Below are 22,109 nucleotides of genomic sequence, written 5' to 3' on the forward strand. Positions count from 1 at the left end.
TTCCCCATGTGAGAGTAGGTCATCGTCAAGATTAAATTCCGAAACCCCTATCTGCGTATGCAGGTAGGGGTTTTGTCTTTAATAGTAGAAGCATCAAGAATTCGTTGGCACGCCATAACAGGCGGACCGGCACACAGAATTTCTTGACGACCATAGAGCATTGGAACCACCTGATCCCATCCCGAACTCAGCAGTGAAACGATGCATCGCCGATGGTAGTGTGGGGTTTCCCCATGTGAGAGTAGGTCATCGTCAAGATTAAATTCCGAAACCCCTATCTGCGTATGCAGGTAGGGGTTTTGTCGTTCTGGACCAGCCAAAAATCATCAGCCACAAAAAAGCCAGCCCCTGGGCTCAGAGGCTGGCTTTGTAGCAGCAACAGAAGTGGTCGGCCGGCAGAGAAGCAAGCCCAGCCTTATTCAAACACCTTCAACACATTATTCATCGCATCATCGGCAAAGCCCTGAACGAAATCCTTGAACCCCGGTAGCGCATCAGCACCCCCCTGTGCAGGTTCGGCAATGATCGTCCAAGTGGCCCGCGATTTACCTGCTCCCAGTGATTCCACGTTCATGGCCGCCCATAAATTGGCCACGCCCAAGGTGTTGTAAATCGTGGTCCAAGTCATGCTCAGAGCCTGGTCGTCGCGGGAGTTGAGTTGCTCGACCACCAGGTTGCCGTCCCTGAAGAACTTCTTGCGTAGGGACGACACGCCCTCGCCGGTCATCTCGATGTGCGACAGCGCCGGGATGAATTGATCGAAGCCGGCGAAGTTGCCGACCACGGCCCAGACTTTTGCAGCATCGACCGGTACTTCCACCGAGGACACGACCTGGCAGCCTTGCGGGTTTTTGATCAGGGTGTCGGGTTGCAGAGTGCTCATGGTTTTTCTCCGTTCTTGGTTGGGATGGATCAGATGAAATTGATTTCTTTGAGGTAGTCGCAACCGCGTCGCAGCAGCGCAGGGGACTTTTCCGGGTAACACGCGCCCATTTGTCGAACGCCAGCCTTGGCGTTGTCATGGCCGATCATGGAGATGTCGCCGATGTCTTCCTCAAAGCCGTTGAGGTAGAAGCCCAACACCCCGAACAACGCGTTGTCGCTGTCGACTCGACCCAATTGCTGCTGCCAATCGGTGACACTGACCAGGGAAAATTCGCGACCTGCTTCGCGAAAGGAGGCCACGTAGGTGCCCCAATCCAGCGGTTCGGGGTTGTGCAGGTTGAACACTGGCCTCTGCGGCTGATAACGGCTGGCATGAAAGGCGATAAAACGGGCGAGGAAATCCACCGGCATCAGGTCGAAATTCAGCGCGAATGCCGGCACCTGCCCGAGCTGGATCGACCCCTTGAGCATCAGCATCAAACGGTTCTTGTGCGGCTGGCACACGCCTGTGGCGCTGTTGAAACTGATGTTGCCGGGGCGATAGAGATTGACCCATACCCCGCGCTCCCGCGCGCGCTCAAGAATCCGTTCGCCGACCCACTTGGACAGGTTGTAGCCATTCTTGATGTAGATCGGCGGGGTATGTGCCGCGGGTAACTCAAGCACCCGACCTTCGGCGGAGATGGTGCTGGAGGCCGAAAGCGTCGAGACGAAGTTGAAGATCTTTTTGCTGCGCCCTTCGCACAGGCGCAGGCACTCGAAAATCGGTTCGACGTTATCCCGCGCCAACGACTCGTAATCGAGCACGTGATTGACGTTGGCGGCGTTGTGCACCAATGCACCGAACTCTCGATCGAGCCGCTCATATACATCATCGGCCAGCCCCAGTTGGGGACGTGTGATGTCCGCAGCGTATACCCGAACCCGACTCAGGTCCAAGTGCTCCAGACGGTTTTCCCGGAGCGCATGGGCAAACCGTTCTGGAGCCGGTTGCCCATCGCTGTCGCGCACCAGGCATGCGACTTCACTGGCACCCCACGCCAGCAGTGCTTCGACAATATGGACGCCGACAAAACTGTTGGCACCGGTGACGATGACTTTGTGCACGTCACCCAGGCGGTTGGCGGGCAATGGCTGCACCTCCAGTTCACGCAGGACATCGGCCATGGCTTGCGGGCTCAACACCTCTTCGCTGCCGGAGCCGCGAACCAGCGTCGCCAGCTTGGTGATGGTGGGCAGCTCGATGAAGCGGTTGATCGAAATGCTGCGACCGAACTCCTCGCGTAAACGCAGGAGCATGCGCGACAGCAGGATCGAGTGACCGCCCAGATTGAAGAAGCTTTCGTCGGTGGAAATATCGCTGCTCGGCAACTCCAACAGCTCGGCCCAGATCTGCAGCAACAGCGCTTCATCGGCACTGACAGGCAAGCGTCGGGGGGTGTTTTCGCTGACGGTCATCGGCAGTTCCAGCAGCGCCTTGCGATCGATTTTGCCGTTGCTGGTGTACGGCATGCTCGCCATTTCGGTCCAGGCGATGGGTTGCATGTAGTCCGGCAAGTGCTGCGCCGCATGGGCCTTCAGTGCCTGGCGAGCGGCGCCGGTTCGATCTTCCTGAGGCTGGGCGAGGAAGGCCAGAATCCGTCGCTGGGCGTCGATGACCACCGCCACCTGCCGGTACAACTGACTGTCGCGCAGGCAGCGTTCGATTTCCTCCGGCTCGACCCGAAAGCCGCGAATTTTCACTTGATTATCACGCCGTCCGCACAGCTCGACCCCCTCAGGGGTCCACTTCGCCATGTCGCCGGTTCGGTAGGCGCGCAGGCTTTGGCCATTGGGCAGGCTCAAGCTCAGATAACGTTCGGCGGTCTGCTGTGGATTATTCAGGTAACCCAGGCAAACACCCGGTCCGACAATGAACAACTCGCCAACGGTCTGCTCGCCAACAGGCTGCAAGTCTTCATCGAGAATCAGCACCTGGCTGTTGGCGATCGGACCGCCCAGCGACCGATTGTTATCGCCGGTCCGCAGTCGTCGCGCCGTAATCAGCACCGTGGCTTCGGTGGGGCCGTACAGGTTGTAGAGCGTGCCTTGGCGGGTCAGTTGCTGGATGACCCAGGGCTCGCAGACATCGCCGCCGGTCATCACGTGATCGAGGCCTTGCAGTTGCTCCAGCGGCAGGATGCTCAGCAAGGCCGGCGGCAAAAAGGCGTGGCTCAGACGTTGATGGCGGATCAACTCAACCAATTGCAGTGTGTCGCGACGCTGGTCCTCGCTGGGCACGATCAACTCGGCACCTTGCAGCAGGGTCGGGAAAATATCGATTAACGAAGAGTCGAAACTCAGCGACGAAAACTGCAGCACCCGACTTTGCTCGGTCAGCTGCACATAGTCGGCGTACCACGCCGTGAAGTGGGCGAGATTGGCCTGGCTGAGCAGCACGCCTTTGGGGTGACCCGTCGTGCCCGACGTGTAGAGCGCCATGCACGGTGCGTCGAGAATGGGGCGTTGGTGCATCAGCGGCTGATCGGGATCCGCGTCATCGACATCGATAAGGGTAATGTCCAGCCCCGGCATTTCTGATGAGAGCGGATGTTGCCCGTCATGCAGCAGCAAGACCGCGCCGGCGTTCGACAGGATGTATTGCTGACGCTGTAACGGATGGCTCGGCTCCAGTGGCAGATACACAGCGCCGCAACCGAGGATCGCCAGAATTCCCGCGTACAACGCGCTGCATTTTGGCAGGCAGATACCCACCACAATGGGTCCTGGATGCCGGGCCAGCAGCGGTTGCAAACGCTGGGCGATGGCTCGGCTGTGGTTATGCAGTTGGCCGTAGTCGATTGATGTGCCGGCAATGTTCAGCGCAGGGCGATCGGCAGACCGAGTCAATCGCTGCTCCAGCCGCTCGATCATTGGCGTCTGTGCCAATTGCAGCAGGCGCGGTTCATCGGTGGCATTGAGCCGATGCACAAATGCCAGGCTCTCGAGAAACAGCAGACTTTCCACGCGCTCGAAGGGCGCCGAAGGGGTGGGGCCGGCGAGCAAAAAATAGTCGGCGTCCCTGGAGAAGCGGCTGACCAGCAGGGCCGCATGGTCCACCAGTTCCGCTACTGCGCGCAGACGCAAGGACTGGCCATTGCCCGAGGGTTCATCGGCTATCGGGACACGGCTGACCAGCGTGCAGTCGTGCAGGCACAGCAAGTCCAGCGACGGCAGCCCGGAAGCGCCCGGTAAACCGATGCCCAGTTGCAGCGTCAGTCGCGGCACATCCTCGAAGCGCTGAATCGTCAATGTGGCATCGTCGATCAACAAGTCCACGGGCTTTGGCATCAGCGCATCGCCGGCCTTTACCCGCGTCAGTACATGACCGTGTTGTTCGAGTTCCAGCGCCAGGTCGGTCAGGGCCTGGCTGTGTCCTACGAGCAATATGTCGAGACGTCTCATGATGGCTCCTCCTCAAATCAGGTAGTCGCTCAAGGCGCGTTGCACGCACGGCGAATCCAGCAGCGAACTGCTGTGGAAGAACCGCACGATGTTGGTCACCAACGGGTGATGGCGATTGATCGGGAAGGCCAGCCCCGACACTTCACGCCTGAGGGCGTGCCGCGCCGTGTCGCTGATCCGCAAGGCGTCGATCAACCGGAAGTCGAAGGACTTCTGGATGTCGTTGGTCAGGTAGTGGCCGATGAACACCGGCAGGATCCGTGCGATGCATTGGCGGTCTTCTTCGCTCGCGGTGTGCCAGTAGATGCGCACCATCCGCGACCAGAAGCCAGAGTGCCGGCCTTCGTCCAACAAGTGATCGGCCATCAAGCCCTTGATCGACTGCTTGACCGTATCGTCCTTGGCGAAGGCCGCCACATCGCCGGTCACGGTGTTTTCGGCGATGGCCACGCAGATCAGTTCCACGGCCCCACGCAGGTGCTGCGGCGCGAGTGCCACGGCCGTCGGGATCGCGCGGCTCAGCTCGATTTCGCCCGGCAGTTCGATGGGTGCGATGCCGGTCATGGCGACCGTCTGCTGCATGAAATCCATCGCCACCAGCGCGTGGTAATCCTCGTCCACGACGACGGTCATGGCGTCATAACGGCAGGCGAACGGGAAGGCCACGTCGAAGCGATTCTTGGCGATGCTGCGGGCGGTCTTGTCGACGATCTCGGTTTCGAAAATCACCACGTCGTTGATGAATTTGTAGAGCGTCTGCACCAGGGCGAAGTCGCGCTGTTCCGGGCACTCACGCTGGAAGCTATCACTGAGCACCAGCGGTTGGCGGCTTAGTGGGTAGATCAGTTTGTCGTCGTTCTCCAGCACGCGACGCGGGCGGGTGCGAATGGTCGCGCGGCTTTCCCAGGCGTCGGCGAAGGATTGGTAGTCGGCGGCGTTCATGCGTTCACCTGCGCAAGCTGTTCGCTCATGCTCAGGCGCAAGCCGTCCCACAGAGCGATGCGGCTTTCCACCGCGGCGATGGCGCTGGCATACACGTCTTCCTGTCGTTGCGGATCACCATCGACCAGTCGGGCGAGGAGTTTTTCCGCGGCCGGGCCGTGGTCTTCGGAGTCGACTTCAATGTGTCGTTGGAGGTAATAGCGGAAGGTCGGCGCCTGTTCGATGCCGATGCCCCAATCGTCGAGAATGCGCTGGAACATCTGCGGAATGACGCTCTCGCGGCCGTGTAGAAACGCTGCCGCCACGCTATGGCCTGGCGCATGTAGTGCGGTGTGCAGCGTATGGCGTACAAACCGAGCCGCCGCTGGATCGACGTTCACGCTTTGCAACGCCACGTCGTAACTCACGCCTTCTTGTTGCAGCGCGACGAAGTGCTCGATGGCGGATGTGCTGGCGCCGACTTCACGCATCGCATCCAGATACAGTTCGAAATGGCTGTAGTGACCATGGACCGGGCGGTCGTCGGACTCTTCGCCCAACACGATCTCATTGATTAACCGAGCGGCCTGTGGATCTTGCGGCGGCAGCCACGGCAGATGGATGCACGTCAATTCCTGCTGTAGACGCTTGGTCAGGGACATGAAGTCCCACACTGCAAATACATGGGTTTCCATAAAGCGTTGCAATACGGACAGTGAATGTATTTCCGAGAAAATCGGGTGTGAACCAAGCTCGGCTTTCTTCTGATTGAGACGGTCTTTAGTTGGTTTCATGGGTGAACCTCTAAATAGTCAGATGGACTGTAATTGCGCACTAACTGTTGATGTTTCTTTTCTGCTGGCGAGGGCGTGCCTCAAATGAATTGATCTGTTTAGTTGTATTTGGACCAGCGTTATATGGCGCTGCCGTCGGTGTGCATGGGCGGCGTGGAAAAATTAGTACACAAGTTAAGTGTTGGGCAAGTTATTTCGTTGACTTTTTAAAGTTAAACTTTCTTGGGTGTGAGAAGTTCCAATAAAACTTCTTATATAAGTTTTATTGGCATGTCGTTGCTCCTTCCGTCTTATATAAGTCAGAATTTAAATAAAGAGTGAATGCCTCACTCGAAGCAACTTTCTGATCTGAATGGTTGAGGTGATTTGACTAAGGGAGAAGTGTCGGGGGTGACACCGACTCTTCCGCTCCCGTGGCAAGGCTCCTTCCGTAGGTTTCTGGTGCGAGGACTGCTCCGCGGTGGCGGCGCTTCACCCGTTCATCGTTCGTTGTCGACCCAAGAGTGAGCGTAATTCAAGGCAGCCGCTATCACCGAGGTGTGCGGATTGGAAAGGGAGGTAGAGGCGGGAAATTTGTAAGGGGATGGTTCGCTTTCAGGTACTAAAGAAACCGTGTGCAGGTTTTGTGGCCGTAGCGCAGCCCGGCGAGAGCAAGCTCCCTCGTCACAGGCCGATCGGTGTCACTTGGAGGTTTTTTTGTTTTGGGCTTCAAGGCTGACCAGGTAGCGAGTAATGACTTCGACCCCACGATTGAGGTGGTTTTCCAGCAACGTTACCGACCTTTCGACGTCCCGGTCTTCGGCGGCCCGCAGCAGTGCCCGGTGATCTTCCTGGGATAACTTGCCCAGGCCCATGGCTTCCAGATTGAAGCGCAGGAAACGCTCTTCTTCGTTCAACCCGTCTTCGACCAGTTTCAACAGCCGGCGATTGGGGGCCTTGTTGTAGAGCGACATATGGAACAAGCGATTGAGTCGACCGATTTCGGAGTAGTCCTTTTCCGTTTCCAACTCGTCGATGTAACGGGCAGCCTGGTCAATATCCTCGTCTTCGAGCAAGGGAATCGACAAGCGCAGCGCTTCGGACTCCAGCAGGATCCGCAGTGCATAGGTTTCAGCAGCGTCGCCCTGCACCAGCGGCGCAACGACCGCGCCTTTATGGGCGATCACGTTGAGCAGTGCCTGGGCTTCGAGTTGGCGCAGGGCTTCGCGAACCGGCATGCGGCTGACGCCAAACAAGTCGGCGAGGTCTTGCTGGCGCAAGGCCGTACCGCAGGGAATACGACCGTCGAGAATGGCTGAGCGCAGGGTTTGTTCTATCACTGAGCGTGCCAGATGAGCGGGAATCGGCCCGTTGACCTTGATACTGCCGAGAGGGTTGGGCTTTTGTGTCACTACTACGCACCCTGATTGATTGAGGTTTTTGGATCCAACTGACACTAGTGACTGCCGGACAGGTTGTCAAACGCCCAACATAGGGGGCTTTGTCTTAGTCTAGCGCGTGGTCGCTGATCTCAGCGTGCCATTGTTTTTTAGCGGGCGAACCGACACCATCAACCGACGTTCTCCTGACTACCCTGGATGCCTTGCATTGGCGGTACGTTTCCCGATCTCCCGGATATTGCGCTGTCTGTGCGGCGCCTTGCTCCTGGCCGGCGTGCTGCTGGGCGGGGTGCATGCCGATTGGGATTTTTCCCTGATCAGCGGTCGGGCGCGGGCATTGTACGGCCCTTTGGGTGAAGGTCAGCAGCGCATTGATGATTGGCAACACTTGTTGGCCACCCAGAAGCAGGTCAGCGAGCTGGACAAGCTCAATGCGGTCAACCGCTTTTTCAACAAACAAGTACGCTACGTCGAGGACATTGACCAGTGGCACCAGGTCGATTACTGGGAAACACCCATCGAAGCCCTGTGGAAAGGCGCCGGTGATTGCGAAGATTACGCGATCGCCAAATATTTCAGCCTGCGCCACCTCGGCGTCTCCAGTGACAAGCTGCGCATTACCTACGTAAAGGCGTTGAGCCTGAATCGCGCGCATATGGTGCTGACCTACTACTCCAGCCCGGACGCCGAGCCGCTGGTGCTCGACAGCCTGATCGACGTGATCAGGCCGGCCAGCCAAAGAAAGGATTTACTGCCGGTCTACTCTTTCAATGCCGAAGGGTTGTGGTTACCGGGGGCCAAGGGTAATCAGAAGGTTGGTGACACCAAACGTCTGTCCCGATGGCAGGATGTGCTGAAAAAAATGCAGGCCGAAGGATTCCCGGTCGAGACGACCAACTAGGAGCGCGCCCACAGATGTCTTTGTTCAAACAACTTTTGATCGCTATCTATCTGTTTCTGGTCGTCGCCTTCACCGGCAACTTCGTGGTCAGCCTGGAGAGCTCGCGCGCCCAATACGTCAATCAACTGCGCTCCCACGCGCAGGACGCGGCGACGGCGCTGGCGCTGTCCCTGACGCCGAACATCGACGACCCGGCGATGACCGAGTTACTGGTCAGCTCGATCTTCGACAGCGGTTATTACGCGAGCATCCGAGTGGTCGATATATCCAGCGATAAAACCCTGGTCGAACGCAGCGGCATTCCGGCCGATACCCATGTGCCGGACTGGTTCGTCAAACTCATTGGCCTGGAACCCGCTGGCGGCGATGCGATTGTCAGTCGTGGATGGGAGCAGGCCGCGCGGGTCGAGGTGGTCAGTCACCCGATGTTCGCACTGGCCAAGCTGTGGCAGAGCGCCTTGGGCAGCCTGGGGTGGTTGCTGGGCTGTGGCGTGGTCAGTGCGGTATTGGGCGCGCTGTTGCTGCGTCGGCAATTGAAGCCGCTGGATTACATGGTCCAGCAGTCCCACGCCATTGCCCGTCGCGAGTTTCTCAGCTTGCCGCAATTACCGCGTACGCCGGAATTGCGTCGAGTGGTATTGGCCATGAACCAGATGGTCGAGAAGCTCCAGGCGTTGTTTCAGGAACAGGCCGAGCGCAGTGAAAAACTGCGAATCGAGTCCTATCAGGACAGCCTGACCGGACTGGCCAATCGACGTTATTTTGAGATGCAATTGAACGCACGGGTGAGCAATCCCGAACAGGCCAGTTCCGGTTATTTGCTGCTGTTGCGGGTTCAGGACCTGGCGGGTTTGAACCAACGGCTGGGCGGGCAGCGCACCGATCAGTTGCTTCAAGCGGTCGGCCAGCAGTTGTCCCGCGAGTGCGCCAGATACCCGGAAACGCAAAATCTGGTCACGCGGATCCGAGGCGGCGAATTCGCCGTGCTGGCGCCAGGGCTGGTGCGTGAGGAGGCCCTGCAACTGGCGCAGCACCTCGACATCGCCCTGGCCAGCCTGCATGCGACCGGCGCCACGGACGTGGTCTCGGTGGCCGCCATCGGCCTGGCACCCTTTATTCATGGCGATACCCCGCAAGCCGTGCTCGGGCTGGCGGACCAGGCGTTGGCGCAGGCCGAGGGCCAGACTGGCTCGAACTGGGTCTGCCTCGATCACAGTGCGTTGGCCGGGGTCGGTGACGACCACCATGCCTGGCATGAGATGCTGGATCAGGCGCTGAATCAGCGGCGATTCAAACTGTATTTCCAACCGGTCGTCGCCAGTCAGGACACACAGTTGGTGCTCAATTACAAAGTGCTTTCACGCTTGATCGACGATGAGGGTCAGAGCATCCCGGCGGGACGTTTCCTGCCATGGCTTGAACGGTTCGGCTGGGCTGCACGACTGGACCGGCTGATGTTGGAGCTGGTGCTCGAGCAGATGGACGATCACGAACATTCATTGGCGTTGAACCTGTCGCTGGCGACTCTGCAAGATCCGCAAGCGTTGAATGCGCTGTTCGAGACGCTACGTTCGCATTCCAATCTGGGGCCACGACTGACCCTGGAAATCGGCGAAGAGCAATTGCCGGAGCAAGCCGATCTCGCAGACCTGACACGGCGTTTGCGCGAACTGGGGTTCTCGTTGAGCCTGCAACATTTCGGTGGGCGCTTCAGCATGATCGGCAACCTGGCGAGACTCGGATTGGCCTATCTGAAAATCGATGGCAGCTACATCCGCGCGATCGATCAGGAGAGTGACAAACGCCTGTTTATCGAAGCCGTTCAACGTGCCGCCCACGGTATTGATCTGCCGTTGATTGCCGAGCGTGTCGAAACCGAAGGGGAGTTGGCGGTGATTCGCGAGATGGGTGTGTATGGGGTTCAGGGGCGGTTGGTAGGAGAGCCCAAGCCTTGGGCTTAGGGCATGGGGTTGTGTCGTCGTTGATGCCGCCATCGCGAGCTTGTTCGCGATGGCGGCATCAACGTCAGCGAAGCGTCAGATAAATCCTTCCTCATCATCCTCAACCAGAAGACTCAGCCCACCCAAGGCCTCACGGGCCTGGCTGCGGTCCATGAATTTGGCCTGCGCCGGCGCTGGCAGATCGGTGACCAGGATCACGCCTTTGCTGATCAGCACCTCGATCAAGTCATCGAGTACCCGGATCATTTCCAGGTCACTCTGTCTCAGTTGCTTGAGCTGTTTGATTTGCAGCAGTTGTTTGTGGCTGGTGGCCATGACTTCACTGGCGAACCAGGCCTGGAGGTCAGGGTGGTCGGCCGGAAGCGTTTCCGTGGATTCGGCGTAAGCTTCGGCTTCCACGCGCATCAGGTGGCCTTCTGCGTTGCGTTGCACGTAGAACATCGAACTTCCCTCATAAGTGAACAGCGTCATGCTGTCAGCAGCATAGCCAACATCGCGCCGATAGAGGGCGCACCGCACATTCCTTGCACTCACAATTGCACTGAATGTCATCACGTGCAGGTCGTTGCCGGAAAGAAAATCCCCAAGTTGGAACTAAGACATTGATTTAGAACATATATATCTGAGTTGCAAACAATGTAGCCTATAACCGTCGTTCATATGGTCCGTGAATTGCTTTGAGAGTTGGCAATATCTTCGGATCGCCGTCCATCTACTGAGGTGCCATCCGGCGCAAACCATGTGCGCCTTGCCGGTGCTTACTGGATAATCTCGCGCCGCCGCCAGCCCCCGTAGTTATTCGCCTGCGGCACCGTTGAACGGCCGGAGCGAACAGGACGCGCCAAATAAAAAAGCCACTAATTCGTCAATTTAATGGCGATAAAAAAGGTTTTTTTAATCGCGTTCAACTATTACACTTGCGGCGTTCAAAATATTGACGATACCATTTTGATGGCTAGCTTCGATGAGTTCTTGAGCAGCGTGCTCCCCAATATGTGCCAGCGCCTCGGATAGTCTTTTATGAAACGTACAGACGATATATCGAACCTATTCAACAGGTTCGGGGCAAGTGCGGACAGCTATCTCGAGTTCGGTAGCCATTTCGAGTACAAAGAAAAGCCGTTGGCGCTGGTGCCGACCGCGCCCGAGCGCGTGCCTGCCGTTGAAGTCGATCAGCCGGTGCTCCAGCCTGGCGATCTGGCTCCTGCAGATTCCGCGCAGGGCGTCGAGGCACCCTTGGTGCTTGTCGATACCCCGGCACCTGCCGCACCGCTTCGCCACTTGCTGGCTGAAGTCGCCCTGGCGCGTCAGGCCGAAGCGCAAGCGCGCAACGAAGAGGCGCTGCGCCAGGCGTTGCCACAGGGTCGCCCGGCCAAAACGAGGGCTCACGTTATTGCGCTGGTTTCGGCCAAGGGTGGCGTTGGCAAAAGTACGTTGACCTCTGCGTTGGCTACCGCCTTGCGTCTGGAGGGTGGGCAGACCCTGGCCATCGACCTCGATCCGCAAAATGCCCTGCAACACCACTTGGGTGCGGCGCCAGACGTGGCGGGTATGGGTTACGCCAGCCTCAAGGGTGAGAACTGGAAGTCACTGCTGTTGGCCGGCTCGGCCGGTTCGTTGCTGCTGCCTTACGGCTCGGTGACAGAGGGCGAGCGCCGTACCCTTGAGCGCTATCTGGAAAACGACCGCTACTGGCTCGCCAGGCAACTGGCGAGCATGGACCTGAGCGAAAACGATGTTGTGGTCCTCGATACGCCACCGGGCCGTACCGCTTATCTGACGCAGGCCTTGATGGTGGCGGATCAGGTGCTCGTCGTCGTGACGGCCGACGCGGCGTGTTTCGTCACGCTCGACCAGATGGAGCATTTGCTGGCGGAGCGCGCGGCCCTTGGCCAGGCGCCGCTGTGCAATTACGTGATCAATCAGTTCGACGGCTCTCGCCTGTTCTGCAGCGACATGCACGAAGTGCTCAAGCGCCGCCTGGGCTCACGCCTGCTGGGCGTCGTGACGCTCGACCATGCCATTGGCGAAGCACTGGCCTATGGTCAAAACCCGCTGCTGACGGCCGAATCGTCCCAGGCTTGCCACGACATGCTGATGCTGAGTGACCGGCTCAAGGCGCAACTGAAATCCATGGAAGCTGCAGAGTCCTACGCCTCGTGATTAACACCTCAGCCCCAGACACTGCCGATCAAACCCGCACACAGCGTTGGGCACAATCGGTTTCCGACCGCCTGGACAACCTGCCAGCAGCATTGCGTCGAGCGTTGAGCGTCGTCGTGATGCTGCTTTGCGGCCTGTTGGCGCTGTTCATCATTACGGTGCCGTTCGAATTGTATTCGCAGTGCGCTTTCGCCCTCGGCTGCTTCATTGCGGCGATGGTGTTGCGCAAGATTCCCGGGCGCCTGACGGTGCTGATACTCATCGGGCTTTCGTTGACCGCTTCCCTGCGCTACCTGTACTGGCGACTCACCTCCACCCTCGGTTTCGAGGGCTGGGTCGATATGCTGTTCGGCTACGGCCTGGTCCTGGCCGAGTTGTACGCGATGATCGTGCTGGTGTTCGGTTACGTGCAAACCGCCTGGCCCCTGCGCCGCAAACCAGTATTGATGAGCGGGCCGCCGAGCGAATGGCCAACGGTCGATGTCTTCATCCCGTCGTACAACGAAACCCTCGACATCGTGAAAGTCACCATCTTCGCGGCCCAGGCCATCGACTGGCCGCAGGACAAACTGCGCGTGCACGTACTGGACGACGGCCGCCGTGAAGACTTCCGCGAGTTCTGCGAACAGATCGGCGTGGGTTACATCGTCCGGGACAACAACCGGCACGCCAAGGCCGGCAACCTGAACGAAGCCCTCAAGGTCACCAGTGGCGAGTTCGTGACGATTTTCGACGCTGACCACGTGCCGACCCGTTCATTTCTTCAAGTATGTGTCGGCTGGTTCATCAAGGACCCGAAGTTGGCGATGCTGCAAACGCCGCACTTCTTCTTCTCGCCAGACCCGTTTGAGAAAAACCTCAATACGTTCCGCTCCGTGCCGAACGAAGGCGAGTTGTTCTACGGCCTGGTGCAGGACGGCAACGACCTGTGGAACGCGACGTTCTTCTGCGGCTCCTGTGCCGTTATCCGTCGCGCACCGTTGCTGGAAATCGGTGGCGTTGCTGTCGAGACCGTGACCGAAGACGCCCACACCGCGCTGAAACTGAACCGCGCCGGCTACAACACTGCGTATCTGGCCATTCCCCAGGCGGCAGGCCTGGCGACGGAAAGCCTGTCGCGGCACATCAGCCAGCGGATTCGCTGGGCACGTGGCATGGCGCAGATCTTCCGCACCGACAACCCGCTGTTCGGCAAAGGCCTGAACCTGGGTCAGCGCCTGTGCTACCTGAACGCGATGCTGCACTTTTTCTATGGATTGCCGCGCCTGGCCTTTCTCACCGCGCCGCTGGCGTTCCTGTTTTTCGATGCGCAGATTTTCCACGCCTCGGCGTTGATGATCACCGCTTACGTATTGCCGCACATTCTTCACGCCAGCCTGACCAACTCCAGCATCCAGGGGCGGTTCCGCCACTCGTTCTGGAACGAGGTCTACGAGACGGTACTGGCCTGGTACATCATGGGCCCGGTGCTGATGGCGCTGGTCAACCCCAAGTTCGGTGGCTTCAACGTGACCGATAAGGGTGGCGTGATCGACAAGAAATATTTTGAGTGGAAATTGGCACGTCCGTACATCGTGCTGCTGACCTTGAACGTCGCCGGTCTGATCTATGGCGTGGTACGCCTGATCGAAGGTGCCGAGGGCGCCACCACCACTATCCTGATCAACCTGGCGTGGACGGTCTACAACCTCATCATCACCAGTGCCTCGGTGGCGGTCGCCAGTGAAACCCGCCAGGTGCGTTCCGAACCACGGGTGGCGGCGGCCCTGCCGATGCGCCTGACTCGTGCCGATGGCACCGTGATCGAAGGCCTGACCCAGGACTTCTCGCAAAAAGGCCTGGGGTTCCGTTTGCCGGAAGGCATTGAGATTCCCAAGGGCGAGCGGGTGCAGATTTCGCTGTTCCGCAATCAACAGCTGAGTGTGTTCCCTGCCGTCGTCGTCTTCAGTCGCGAGGGGCTGTTGGGGGCGCAGTTCGATCAGTTGACCTTGCGTCAGCAAAGCGAGCTGATTCGCCTGACGTTCTCCCGTGCCGACACCTGGGCATCGACCTGGGGCAATGGCCAGGTCGATACACCGCTGGCCGCCCTGCGTGATGTCAGCGGCATCGGCCTTCGCGGTATCTACGAACTCTTCAAAGCAACGGTCATGGAAGTGCGGAACCTGTTCCGCCGTCGCCACGTCTCCCCGTCCACCCTGGAAAACGTTTTGGACAAGTGATGAACTCGAAGTCTTTCGCTTTCGGTAACCTGCGCGAGCCTCGCCGCGCCCTGGTACGCATGACGTGCGCCTTGCTGGCAATGGGTGGTGGCGCGTCGGCATTCGCCGAGACGGCGCCAGTGGATGTCGCGCCCGGCGCCAACAGCTACAGCGTGACGCTCAAGCAACTGGGCCGCAATTATCCGATGAGCCTGCGCGGCGTGGAGTCCACCGATAGCGTCAACTTCGATGTGCGCGCCGATTCCATCGTGACCGGTGCCAGGCTGAAGTTGCAGTACACCTATTCGCCGGCATTGCTGGCCGACCTGTCGCAGATCAACGTCATCGTCAACGATGAAGTGGCTGCGAGCCTGCCCCTGCCCAAGGAAAACGCCGGGCAACTGCAAACCCGGGAGGTCAGCATTCCGCCGCAGTTGATCACCGAGTTCAACCGCTTGAGCCTGCAATTCGTTGGTCACTACACCATGAGTTGCGAAGACCCGACGCACTCCAGCCTGTGGGCGAAGATCAGTAACGCCACCGAACTGAGCATTGACGTGTCGCCGCTGGCGCTGCCCAACGATTTGTCGATCATGCCGCTGCCGTTCTTCGATCGCCGCGATGCGCGCACCCTGAGCCTGCCGTTCGTGTTCGCCAGCGCGCCTGACAACACCACCCTGGAAGCGGCCGGTGCCCTGTCATCGTGGTTCGGTGCCCAGGCCAGTTATCGCGGTGCCAGGTTCTCAACGAACATCAACCAGATCCCCGCCCACGGCAACGCCGTGTTGCTGTTCAGCGGTCCCGAAGCGCTGCAAATCGGCGGTTTGAGCCTGCCGGCGGCCAAGGGCCCGACCCTGAGCGTGATGACCAACCCCAACGACGCCAATGGCAAGTTGCTGGTGATCAGCGGTCGCGACGCCGCCGAATTGAAGACCGCCACCACCGCATTGGTGCTGGGCAGTCAGGCTCTGTCGGGCAGCAGCGTGGTGATCGACCGACTCGACACCGTACAGCCGCGCAAGCCTTACGATGCCCCGAACTGGTTGCCGAGCGATCGTCCGGTCAAACTCGGCGAACTGCTGCCGGCCAAACAATTCAACGTATCGGGCTACAACCCCGGCGACATCACCGTGCCGCTGAATTTCCCGCCGGACCTGTTTACCTGGCGTGATGAAGGGGCGCCGCTGAACCTGAAATACCGCTACACACCGCAGGAAAAATCGAGCAACTCCTCGTTCATCGTCAGCTTCAACGATGGCTTGATCCAGTCGCAGAACCTGCTGCCTCAGGACAAGCTCGAAAGCAGCGTATTGAAAGCCCTGAAGATCAACGACGACACGCTGAACCGTGAAACCCGCGTGCGCCTGCCGTTGAACTCGGTGGCCCTGCAATCGCGCCTGCAACTGCGCTTCATGTTCGACTACATCAAGCAGGGCGAATGTGGCGACATCATCATCGACAACATGCGCGGCAGCGTCGATCCGGAATCGACCCTGGACCTGACCGGCTACGACCACTTCATGGCCATGCCGAACCTCGGCGTGTTCAAGGACGCGGGCTTCCCGTTCACCCGTCTGGCGGACCTGTCGCAGACCGCCGTGGTGCTGCCGGACAACGCCGGCGCTGCCGAGCTGGATGCGTACCTGACGGTGCTCGGCCGCTTCGGCCAGTCCACCGGATACCCGGCCACTGGCGTGCTGGTGATGCAGGCGGCGCAAGTTCAGGCGGCGGCGGATAAAGACTTGCTGGTGTTTGCGGCCGGCAACAATCAGCCATTGCTGACCCAGTGGGCCGATCGCCTGCCGGCTGCCGATATCGGCGACCAGCAAAGCTTCCACCTGTCCGACCTGCCAATGCGCGTGCGTGACTGGTTCAGCCCCGACCCTGAGGCGAACCAACGCAAGGCTCGGCTGGCCATGGCCTTCTCCGGCGGTGCGCGCAGCACCTACCTGACCGGTTTCGAGTCGCCGCTCAAAAGCGGTCGCAGCGTGGTGGTGATCGCCAGCGGCCAGCCACAAGGCCTGGCCGATGCAACCAATGCCTTGATCGGTGGCGAGGATTACACCCAGTCGATCCAGGGCAGCCTGGTGGTGGTGCGCGGCAAGACCATCGAGCCCCTGGTGGCGGACGAGCAGTACTACGTCGGTGAACTGGGTCCGTTCAAACGCCTGGAATGGATGCTGTCACGCCACGTCGGTCTGACGCTGCTGCTGACCGGCCTGGGTGTGGTGCTGCTCAGCTGCCTGGCCTATCTGTCGCTGCGTTCGCGTGCCAAACAGCGGTTGAGCAACTGAGATCGCCATGAATAGCCACGGGACACCTGGATGCAATTCTGCCCCCGAGCGCCGCTGGCGCCGGGCTGTACTTTGGCTGGCCGGTACACTGGCAACGTTGAGTCTGACACCGGTCATGGCTGACCAGGCGGCCTGCAAAAGCGTCGACTGGCCGCTGTGGCAAACCTACGCCACACGCTTCGTGCAAAACGACGGGCGCATGCTGGAGTCCAGCGTCGAAGCCAATCACAGCACCTCCGAAGGTCAGTCCTACGGCATGCTGTTTGCGCTGGTCGGCAACGATCGCGAACGTTTCGATGCGCTGTGGAAGTGGACCGCCGCCAACATGGCCGGTGCCGATGTCAGCAATCGTCTGCCGGGCTGGTTATGGGGGCAGGGCAAGGACGGCAAATGGCAATTGCAGGACGCTAACTCCGCATCCGATTCGGACCTGTGGATCGCCTACTCGCTGCTTGAAGCGGCGCGGCTGTGGCAGCGTCCGGATTACCGCGAGGACGCCCTGCGCCTGCTCAAGAATATTGAAAACCAGTTGGTGGTGAGCCTGCCCGGCCTGGGCAAAATGGTTCTGCCAGGGCCCGAAGGCTTCACCCAGCCCGATCATCTGTGGCGCCTGAACCCGAGTTATCTGCCGCTGCCGCTGCTGCGCCGGCTGGCCAAGGAAGCACCGACCGGGCCGTGGAAAGAAATCGCCGAAAACACCGTGAAAATGGTCAGCGCCTCCAGCCCGAAAGGTTATGTGGCGGACTGGATCGGCTATCGCGCGACAGCGCCCAAGGCTGGGCTGTTCGTGGTCGATCCGGTCAAGGGGGAGCTGGGCAGTTACGACGCGATTCGCGTCTATCTGTGGGCCGGCATGACACCCAAGTCCGACCCGTTGGCCGCACCGTTGCTGGCACGCCTGGACGGCATGTCGAACAGCACCGCGTCCACCGGCATCCCACCGGAAAAGGTTCAGGTCATCAGCGGTGCGCTCGAAGGGCAGGGCCCGTTCGGGTACTCTGCCGCGCTGATTCCGTACTTCCAGGCCAAGGGGCAACCCTGGCTGGCCGAGCAGCAGCAGCGTCGGGCCGAAACGGCCTTGAACGCTGCGCTGGCTAAAGCGGATGGCGAACGTGCCGAACCGCTGTACTACAACGCCATGCTTAGTCTGTTCGCACTGGGCTGGGCTGAAAAACGCTATCAGTTTCGTGATGACGGAACGCTCAAACTGACTTGGGAGACGTCATGCACCCGCGCCGTCACACGCTAGCCATCGGTATTCTTGCCGCGCTTATCGGCACCGCCGCCCACGCCGAAACCAACGACGCGCAAACGCGTCTGGTGGAGCAGGGCCAATACTGGCAGAGCCGGGATAACGCTGCGCGTGCGGCAGAAGCCTGGGAAAAGGTACTGCGTCTGGACCCCAACCAGATTGATGCGCTGTACGGCATGGGGCTGATCGGCGTCAAACAGAACAAACCGCAACAGGCGCAACAGTATCTGGCGCGCTTGCAGGCGCTGTCGCCGCGTCCCTGGCAGGCCGCGCAACTGGAACAGGACATCGCCCTGACCGACCCGCAGAACATTGCCCTGCTGGACGAGGCCCGGCGCCTGGCCGACGGCGACCAGCGTGACAAAGCCACCGAAGTGTTCCGCCAGCTGTTTGCCGGGCGCACGCCTGAAGGCAAGATCGGTCGCGAGTTCTATACCAACCTGGCATTCAATGACGCCGGCTGGCCCGAGGCGCGCAAAGGCCTTGAGCGCTTGCTGCGCGAAACGCCGAACGACTCGATTGTCGCGCTGTTCCTGGCCAAGCACCTGGTGCGCCACGAAGACAGTCGCCCGGAAGGCATCCGGGCCCTGGCCAAACTGTCGACCCGTGCCGACATTGCCGGTGACGCCGATGAGAGCTGGCGCCTGGCGCTGGTGTGGATGGGGCCGCCTAACGCCTCGCAAGTGTCGCTGTTCGATGACTTCCTGAAAGTGCATCCAGACGATCAGGAAATTCGTGACCTGTTCAACAAGGGCAAGTCGCAGTCGACCACTGCCGGTGCACCGGCCTGGCAGCAAGACCCGCTGGTGGCGCGTGGACTGCAAGCGCTGGAGAAGGGCGATCAATCTGGCGCCGAACAGGCATTTGCCGCCCGCCTGAAAAGCAAACCCGACGACGCCGATGCCCTCGGCGGCCTCGGCGTGGTGCGTCAGCAACAGAACCGTTTCGGCGAAGCCGAGCAACTGCTCAACCGCGCCATCGCCAATGGCGGCACCCGCTGGAAGCCGGCGCTGGACAACGTGCGCTATTGGGCATTGCTGCAACAGGCCCGCGACCAGGCCAGGACTCAGCCGGCCAAGGCGCAAGAGAGCATTGCCCAGGCCATGCGCTTGAACCCCAAAGGTATCGACGCGCGACTGGCCCTGGCCGACATTCAGGCCCAGGCCGGGCAACTGGACGCCGCCCAGGCCAACTATCGCCAGGTGCTGAGCGTGCAACGCGGCAACCCGCAGGCCGTGCAGGGGCTGGTCAATGTGCTGGCGCAAACCGGTCAGGCCGATGAAGCGCTGCGCCTGCTTGACACCTTGACCCCGGCCCAGCAGGCCGAAATGGGCGGCGGCGCTCGTCTGCGGGCCTTGCGCTCCACGCATGCGGCCAAACTCGCCGAACAGCGCGGTGATAATCGCGCTGCACAGCAGGCCCTGGCGCAAGCGGTGCAAGATGAACCGGATAACGTCTGGACCCGTTTCGATCTGTCGCGCCTGTACCTCAAGGCCGGCGAGCCGCAAAAGGCTCGGGACCTGATCGACAGCTATCTGAAAACCCATCCGACCAACATCGATGCGCTGTACACCAGCGCCTTGCTCTCGGTGGAGATGGAGCAATGGAACGCCGCGCAAGCGACCATCAGCCGCATTCCGGCCGAACGTCGTACGGCGGACATGAATCAACTGGCCGACCAGATCACCCTGACGGTGCAAATCAAACTGGCGGCGAGCATCGCCAAGCGCGGCCAGCGTCAGGAAGCCCTGGCCTTGCTCGACCGTTTGCAACCGGTAGCCAGCCGCAGCCCCGACGGCATGGCGACGCTGGCCGCGGCCTATGTGGACGCCGGTGATTCGGCACACGCGCAACAGATGATGCGCGACGTCATTGCCCAGACGCCGACGCCGTCCGCGGACCTGATGCTGCAATACGCCAACCTGCTGCTCAAGACCGGTGACGATGCACAGGTCAACTCGATCCTGCGTGGCTTGCAAAACCAGCCGATGAGCGTGGCCACGCGTAAACGCTTTGATGACGTGCTGTATCAGTACCGCATTCGCCAGGCCGATATCCTGCGCGAAAACGGCGATCTGGCCGCAGCCTATGACACCCTGGCGCCGGCCCTGGCTTCGCGTCCGGGGGATGCGGGTGCGGTCTCGGCACTGGCACGCATGTACGCCAGCAATGGCGACAATGCCAAGGCGTTTGAACTGTACAAGCCGTTGTTGCAGCGTCAGCCCAACGACCCGCAAATTTTGCTCAATGCCGCCGATGCGGCGGTTCAGGCCCACGACAATGGCTACGCCGATCGGGCGCTGGAACAGTTCCTCAAACTGGAAACCTACGATCCGCAATCGCTGACCGAAGCCGCGCGGATCTACCGCAGCATGGGCAAGTCCAGCCAGGCCACCGAGTTGCTGCGCAAGGCAGTTGCCATCGAGCAGAACGAACAGAAACGCAGCCTGACGGCCCAGGCCAACAGCCTCAATGTCGCGCCGAACCCCTTTGTGGGTTTGCCGGGCCAGCGTAACCAAGTGAGTCGCGTACCGGTGGACAGCATTCCCGCGCCGGCTCAGGCGCAGCTTGAAGCGGCCATGCCGGTCATGATTGCCAGCAATGACGCACTGCCGGCCGACGCCTATCCCGGGCAAGTCCAGCCACGCATGGCGGCGCCTGTTGCCGGACGCCAGGCGTTGCCGGCAGGGCGTTATGCCGCTGCCGGCGGTAACCCGTTCGCGCCGCAGGGCACGGTCAACGTCGCGGTGGATCAAGCCAGTTCCGCCCAACGCGCGCTCGACAATATCCTGCAGGAGCGCAGTGGCTATGTGACCCAGGGCGTGACCATTCGCAGCAACGACAGCGAGTCGGGTCTGAGCAAAATGACCGACGTTGAAACGCCGCTGGAGATCAATATCCCGTCTGGCGAGAACCGCTACGCCGTGCGCGTGACTCCGGTGTCGCTGAATGCCGGCAGTGTCGGTAACGACTCCGCGACCCGCTTCGGCGGGGGCGGAGCGTCGCCGGATGGCGCCGGTTCCCAGCGGGATAAAGGCGTGGGCTTGAGCGTGGCTTATGCCCGCCCGGATGAAGGCATCAAGGCCGACCTCGGCACCACGCCCATCGGCTTCAAGTACAGCACCGCAGCCGGTGGCGTGAGTGTGGACCGGCCATTCGCCGACAACTCCAACGTGCGTTACGGCGTCAGCGTTTCGCGACGTCCAGTGACGGACAGCGTGGCTTCGTTCGCGGGCACCACCGATGAACGCACCGGCCAATCCTGGGGCGGCGTGACGGCCAACGGCGCCCGTGCTCAGCTCAGCTATGACGATCAGCAGGTCGGTTCCTACGGCTACGGTTCGTGGCACAAGTTGCTCGGCCATAACGTCGAATCCAACAGTCGCACCGAACTGGGCGGCGGCGTGTATTGGTATCTGCACAATGCCGAAGACAGCAAGCTGACCCTCGGCGTGAGTGCCACCGGCCTGAGCTTCGAAAACAACCAGGACTTCTTCACCTACGGCCATGGCGGTTACTTCAGCCCGCAAAGCTACTTCGCTTTGGGCGTGCCAGTGACCTGGGCGCAGCGCGGCGATCGGTTCTCCTATCAGGTCAAAGGCTCGGTGGGCGTGCAGTACTTCGACCAGGATGCGGCGGATTACTTCCCGAACGACAAAGACCTGCAGGCCGCCAACAATCAGCGCTACAACGGTCAGAGCAAGACCGGCGTGGGCTACAGCCTGAGCGGTGCAGGCGAATATAAATTCGGTTCGAGCTTCTTCCTCGGCGCCAATCTCGGCGTGGACAACGCTCAGGACTACAAGCAGTTCACTGGGGCCATGTACTTGCGTTACATGTTTGAAGACATGAACGGCGCGATGGAACTGCCGGTCAGCCCCTACCGTTCCCCTTATTCCAACTGATTCCTGGAGACT

The 22,109-nt window shown here is 60.3% G+C and carries 13 protein-coding genes and 1 rRNA gene; 8 read left to right on the plus strand and 6 right to left on the minus strand.

Annotated elements, in window-relative coordinates:
* Nucleotides 1–142 precede the first annotated feature (142 nt).
* A 5S ribosomal RNA gene (rrf, locus tag JQF37_RS30525) occupies nt 143–258 on the plus strand.
* Between the two features lie 157 nt (nt 259–415).
* Here the strand turns inward: rrf and JQF37_RS30530 are convergent.
* The 5 genes from JQF37_RS30530 to JQF37_RS30550 all read right to left on the minus strand — a co-directional run bounded on the left by JQF37_RS30530 (nt 416) and on the right by JQF37_RS30550 (nt 7,435).
* On the minus strand, nt 416–883 hold the full coding sequence (locus tag JQF37_RS30530; protein WP_130211267.1) for an SRPBCC family protein: 468 nt from the start codon (nt 881–883) through the stop codon (nt 416–418).
* Between the two features lie 29 nt (nt 884–912).
* Nucleotides 913–4,329 carry a non-ribosomal peptide synthetase gene (locus tag JQF37_RS30535; RefSeq protein WP_130211268.1) on the minus strand — a complete coding sequence of 1,139 codons (3,417 nt, stop codon included), beginning with the start codon at nt 4,327–4,329 and terminating at the stop codon, nt 913–915.
* Nucleotides 4,330–4,341: 12 nt separating this feature from the next.
* Nucleotides 4,342–5,271 carry a diiron oxygenase gene (locus JQF37_RS30540; protein ID WP_130211269.1) on the minus strand — a complete coding sequence of 310 codons (930 nt, stop codon included), beginning with the start codon at nt 5,269–5,271 and terminating at the stop codon, nt 4,342–4,344.
* Complete coding sequence (locus JQF37_RS30545) at nt 5,268–6,044, minus strand: DUF3050 domain-containing protein (RefSeq protein WP_130211270.1); 777 nt, start codon at nt 6,042–6,044, stop codon at nt 5,268–5,270. The genes JQF37_RS30540 and JQF37_RS30545 overlap by 4 nt, the downstream gene beginning before the upstream one ends.
* 680 nt (nt 6,045–6,724) lie before the next feature.
* Nucleotides 6,725–7,435, minus strand: a complete 711-nt coding sequence (locus tag JQF37_RS30550) for a GntR family transcriptional regulator (protein ID WP_130211271.1) — start codon at nt 7,433–7,435, stop codon at nt 6,725–6,727.
* A 196-nt stretch (nt 7,436–7,631) separates the two neighbouring features.
* Here JQF37_RS30550 and lapG point away from each other — a divergent pair, with 196 nt between their 5' ends.
* Both lapG and lapD read left to right on the plus strand, forming a co-directional pair.
* Nucleotides 7,632–8,324 carry a cysteine protease LapG gene (gene lapG / locus JQF37_RS30555; protein ID WP_130211272.1) on the plus strand — a complete coding sequence of 231 codons (693 nt, stop codon included), beginning with the start codon at nt 7,632–7,634 and terminating at the stop codon, nt 8,322–8,324.
* 14 nt (nt 8,325–8,338) lie between these two features.
* The gene (lapD, locus tag JQF37_RS30560) at nt 8,339–10,285 is read left to right on the plus strand and encodes a cyclic di-GMP receptor LapD (protein ID WP_130211273.1); all 1,947 of its coding nucleotides are present in this window, start codon (nt 8,339–8,341) and stop codon (nt 10,283–10,285) included.
* 75 nt (nt 10,286–10,360) lie between these two features.
* On the opposite strand, the gene JQF37_RS30565 is transcribed toward lapD, so the two are convergent.
* Entirely contained in the window at nt 10,361–10,726 is a 366-nt protein-coding gene (locus JQF37_RS30565) for a hypothetical protein (RefSeq protein WP_047535976.1), read from the minus strand.
* A gap of 579 nt (nt 10,727–11,305) precedes the next feature.
* Here JQF37_RS30565 and bcsQ point away from each other — a divergent pair.
* Genes bcsQ through JQF37_RS30590 form a run of 5 tightly spaced genes read left to right on the plus strand, consistent with a single transcriptional unit; the run spans nt 11,306 to nt 22,097 of the window.
* Complete coding sequence (gene bcsQ / locus JQF37_RS30570) at nt 11,306–12,448, plus strand: cellulose biosynthesis protein BcsQ (RefSeq protein ID WP_204149915.1); 1,143 nt, start codon at nt 11,306–11,308, stop codon at nt 12,446–12,448.
* Complete coding sequence (gene bcsA, locus JQF37_RS30575; protein ID WP_130211275.1) at nt 12,445–14,667, plus strand: UDP-forming cellulose synthase catalytic subunit; 2,223 nt, start codon at nt 12,445–12,447, stop codon at nt 14,665–14,667. The genes bcsQ and bcsA overlap by 4 nt, the downstream gene beginning before the upstream one ends.
* Complete coding sequence (gene bcsB, locus JQF37_RS30580) at nt 14,667–16,940, plus strand: cellulose biosynthesis cyclic di-GMP-binding regulatory protein BcsB (RefSeq protein WP_130211276.1); 2,274 nt, start codon at nt 14,667–14,669, stop codon at nt 16,938–16,940. The genes bcsA and bcsB overlap by 1 nt, the downstream gene beginning before the upstream one ends.
* A gap of 7 nt (nt 16,941–16,947) precedes the next feature.
* The gene (gene bcsZ / locus JQF37_RS30585; RefSeq protein ID WP_130211277.1) at nt 16,948–18,189 is read left to right on the plus strand and encodes a cellulose synthase complex periplasmic endoglucanase BcsZ; all 1,242 of its coding nucleotides are present in this window, start codon (nt 16,948–16,950) and stop codon (nt 18,187–18,189) included.
* Nucleotides 18,165–22,097, plus strand: a complete 3,933-nt coding sequence (locus JQF37_RS30590; protein ID WP_130211278.1) for a cellulose synthase subunit BcsC-related outer membrane protein — start codon at nt 18,165–18,167, stop codon at nt 22,095–22,097. The genes bcsZ and JQF37_RS30590 overlap by 25 nt, the downstream gene beginning before the upstream one ends.
* Nucleotides 22,098–22,109: the final 12 nt, after the last annotated feature.

Origin of the sequence: Pseudomonas sp. MIL9, from assembly GCF_016887925.1 — a bacterium.
Taxonomy (GTDB): domain Bacteria; phylum Pseudomonadota; class Gammaproteobacteria; order Pseudomonadales; family Pseudomonadaceae; genus Aquipseudomonas; species Aquipseudomonas mohnii.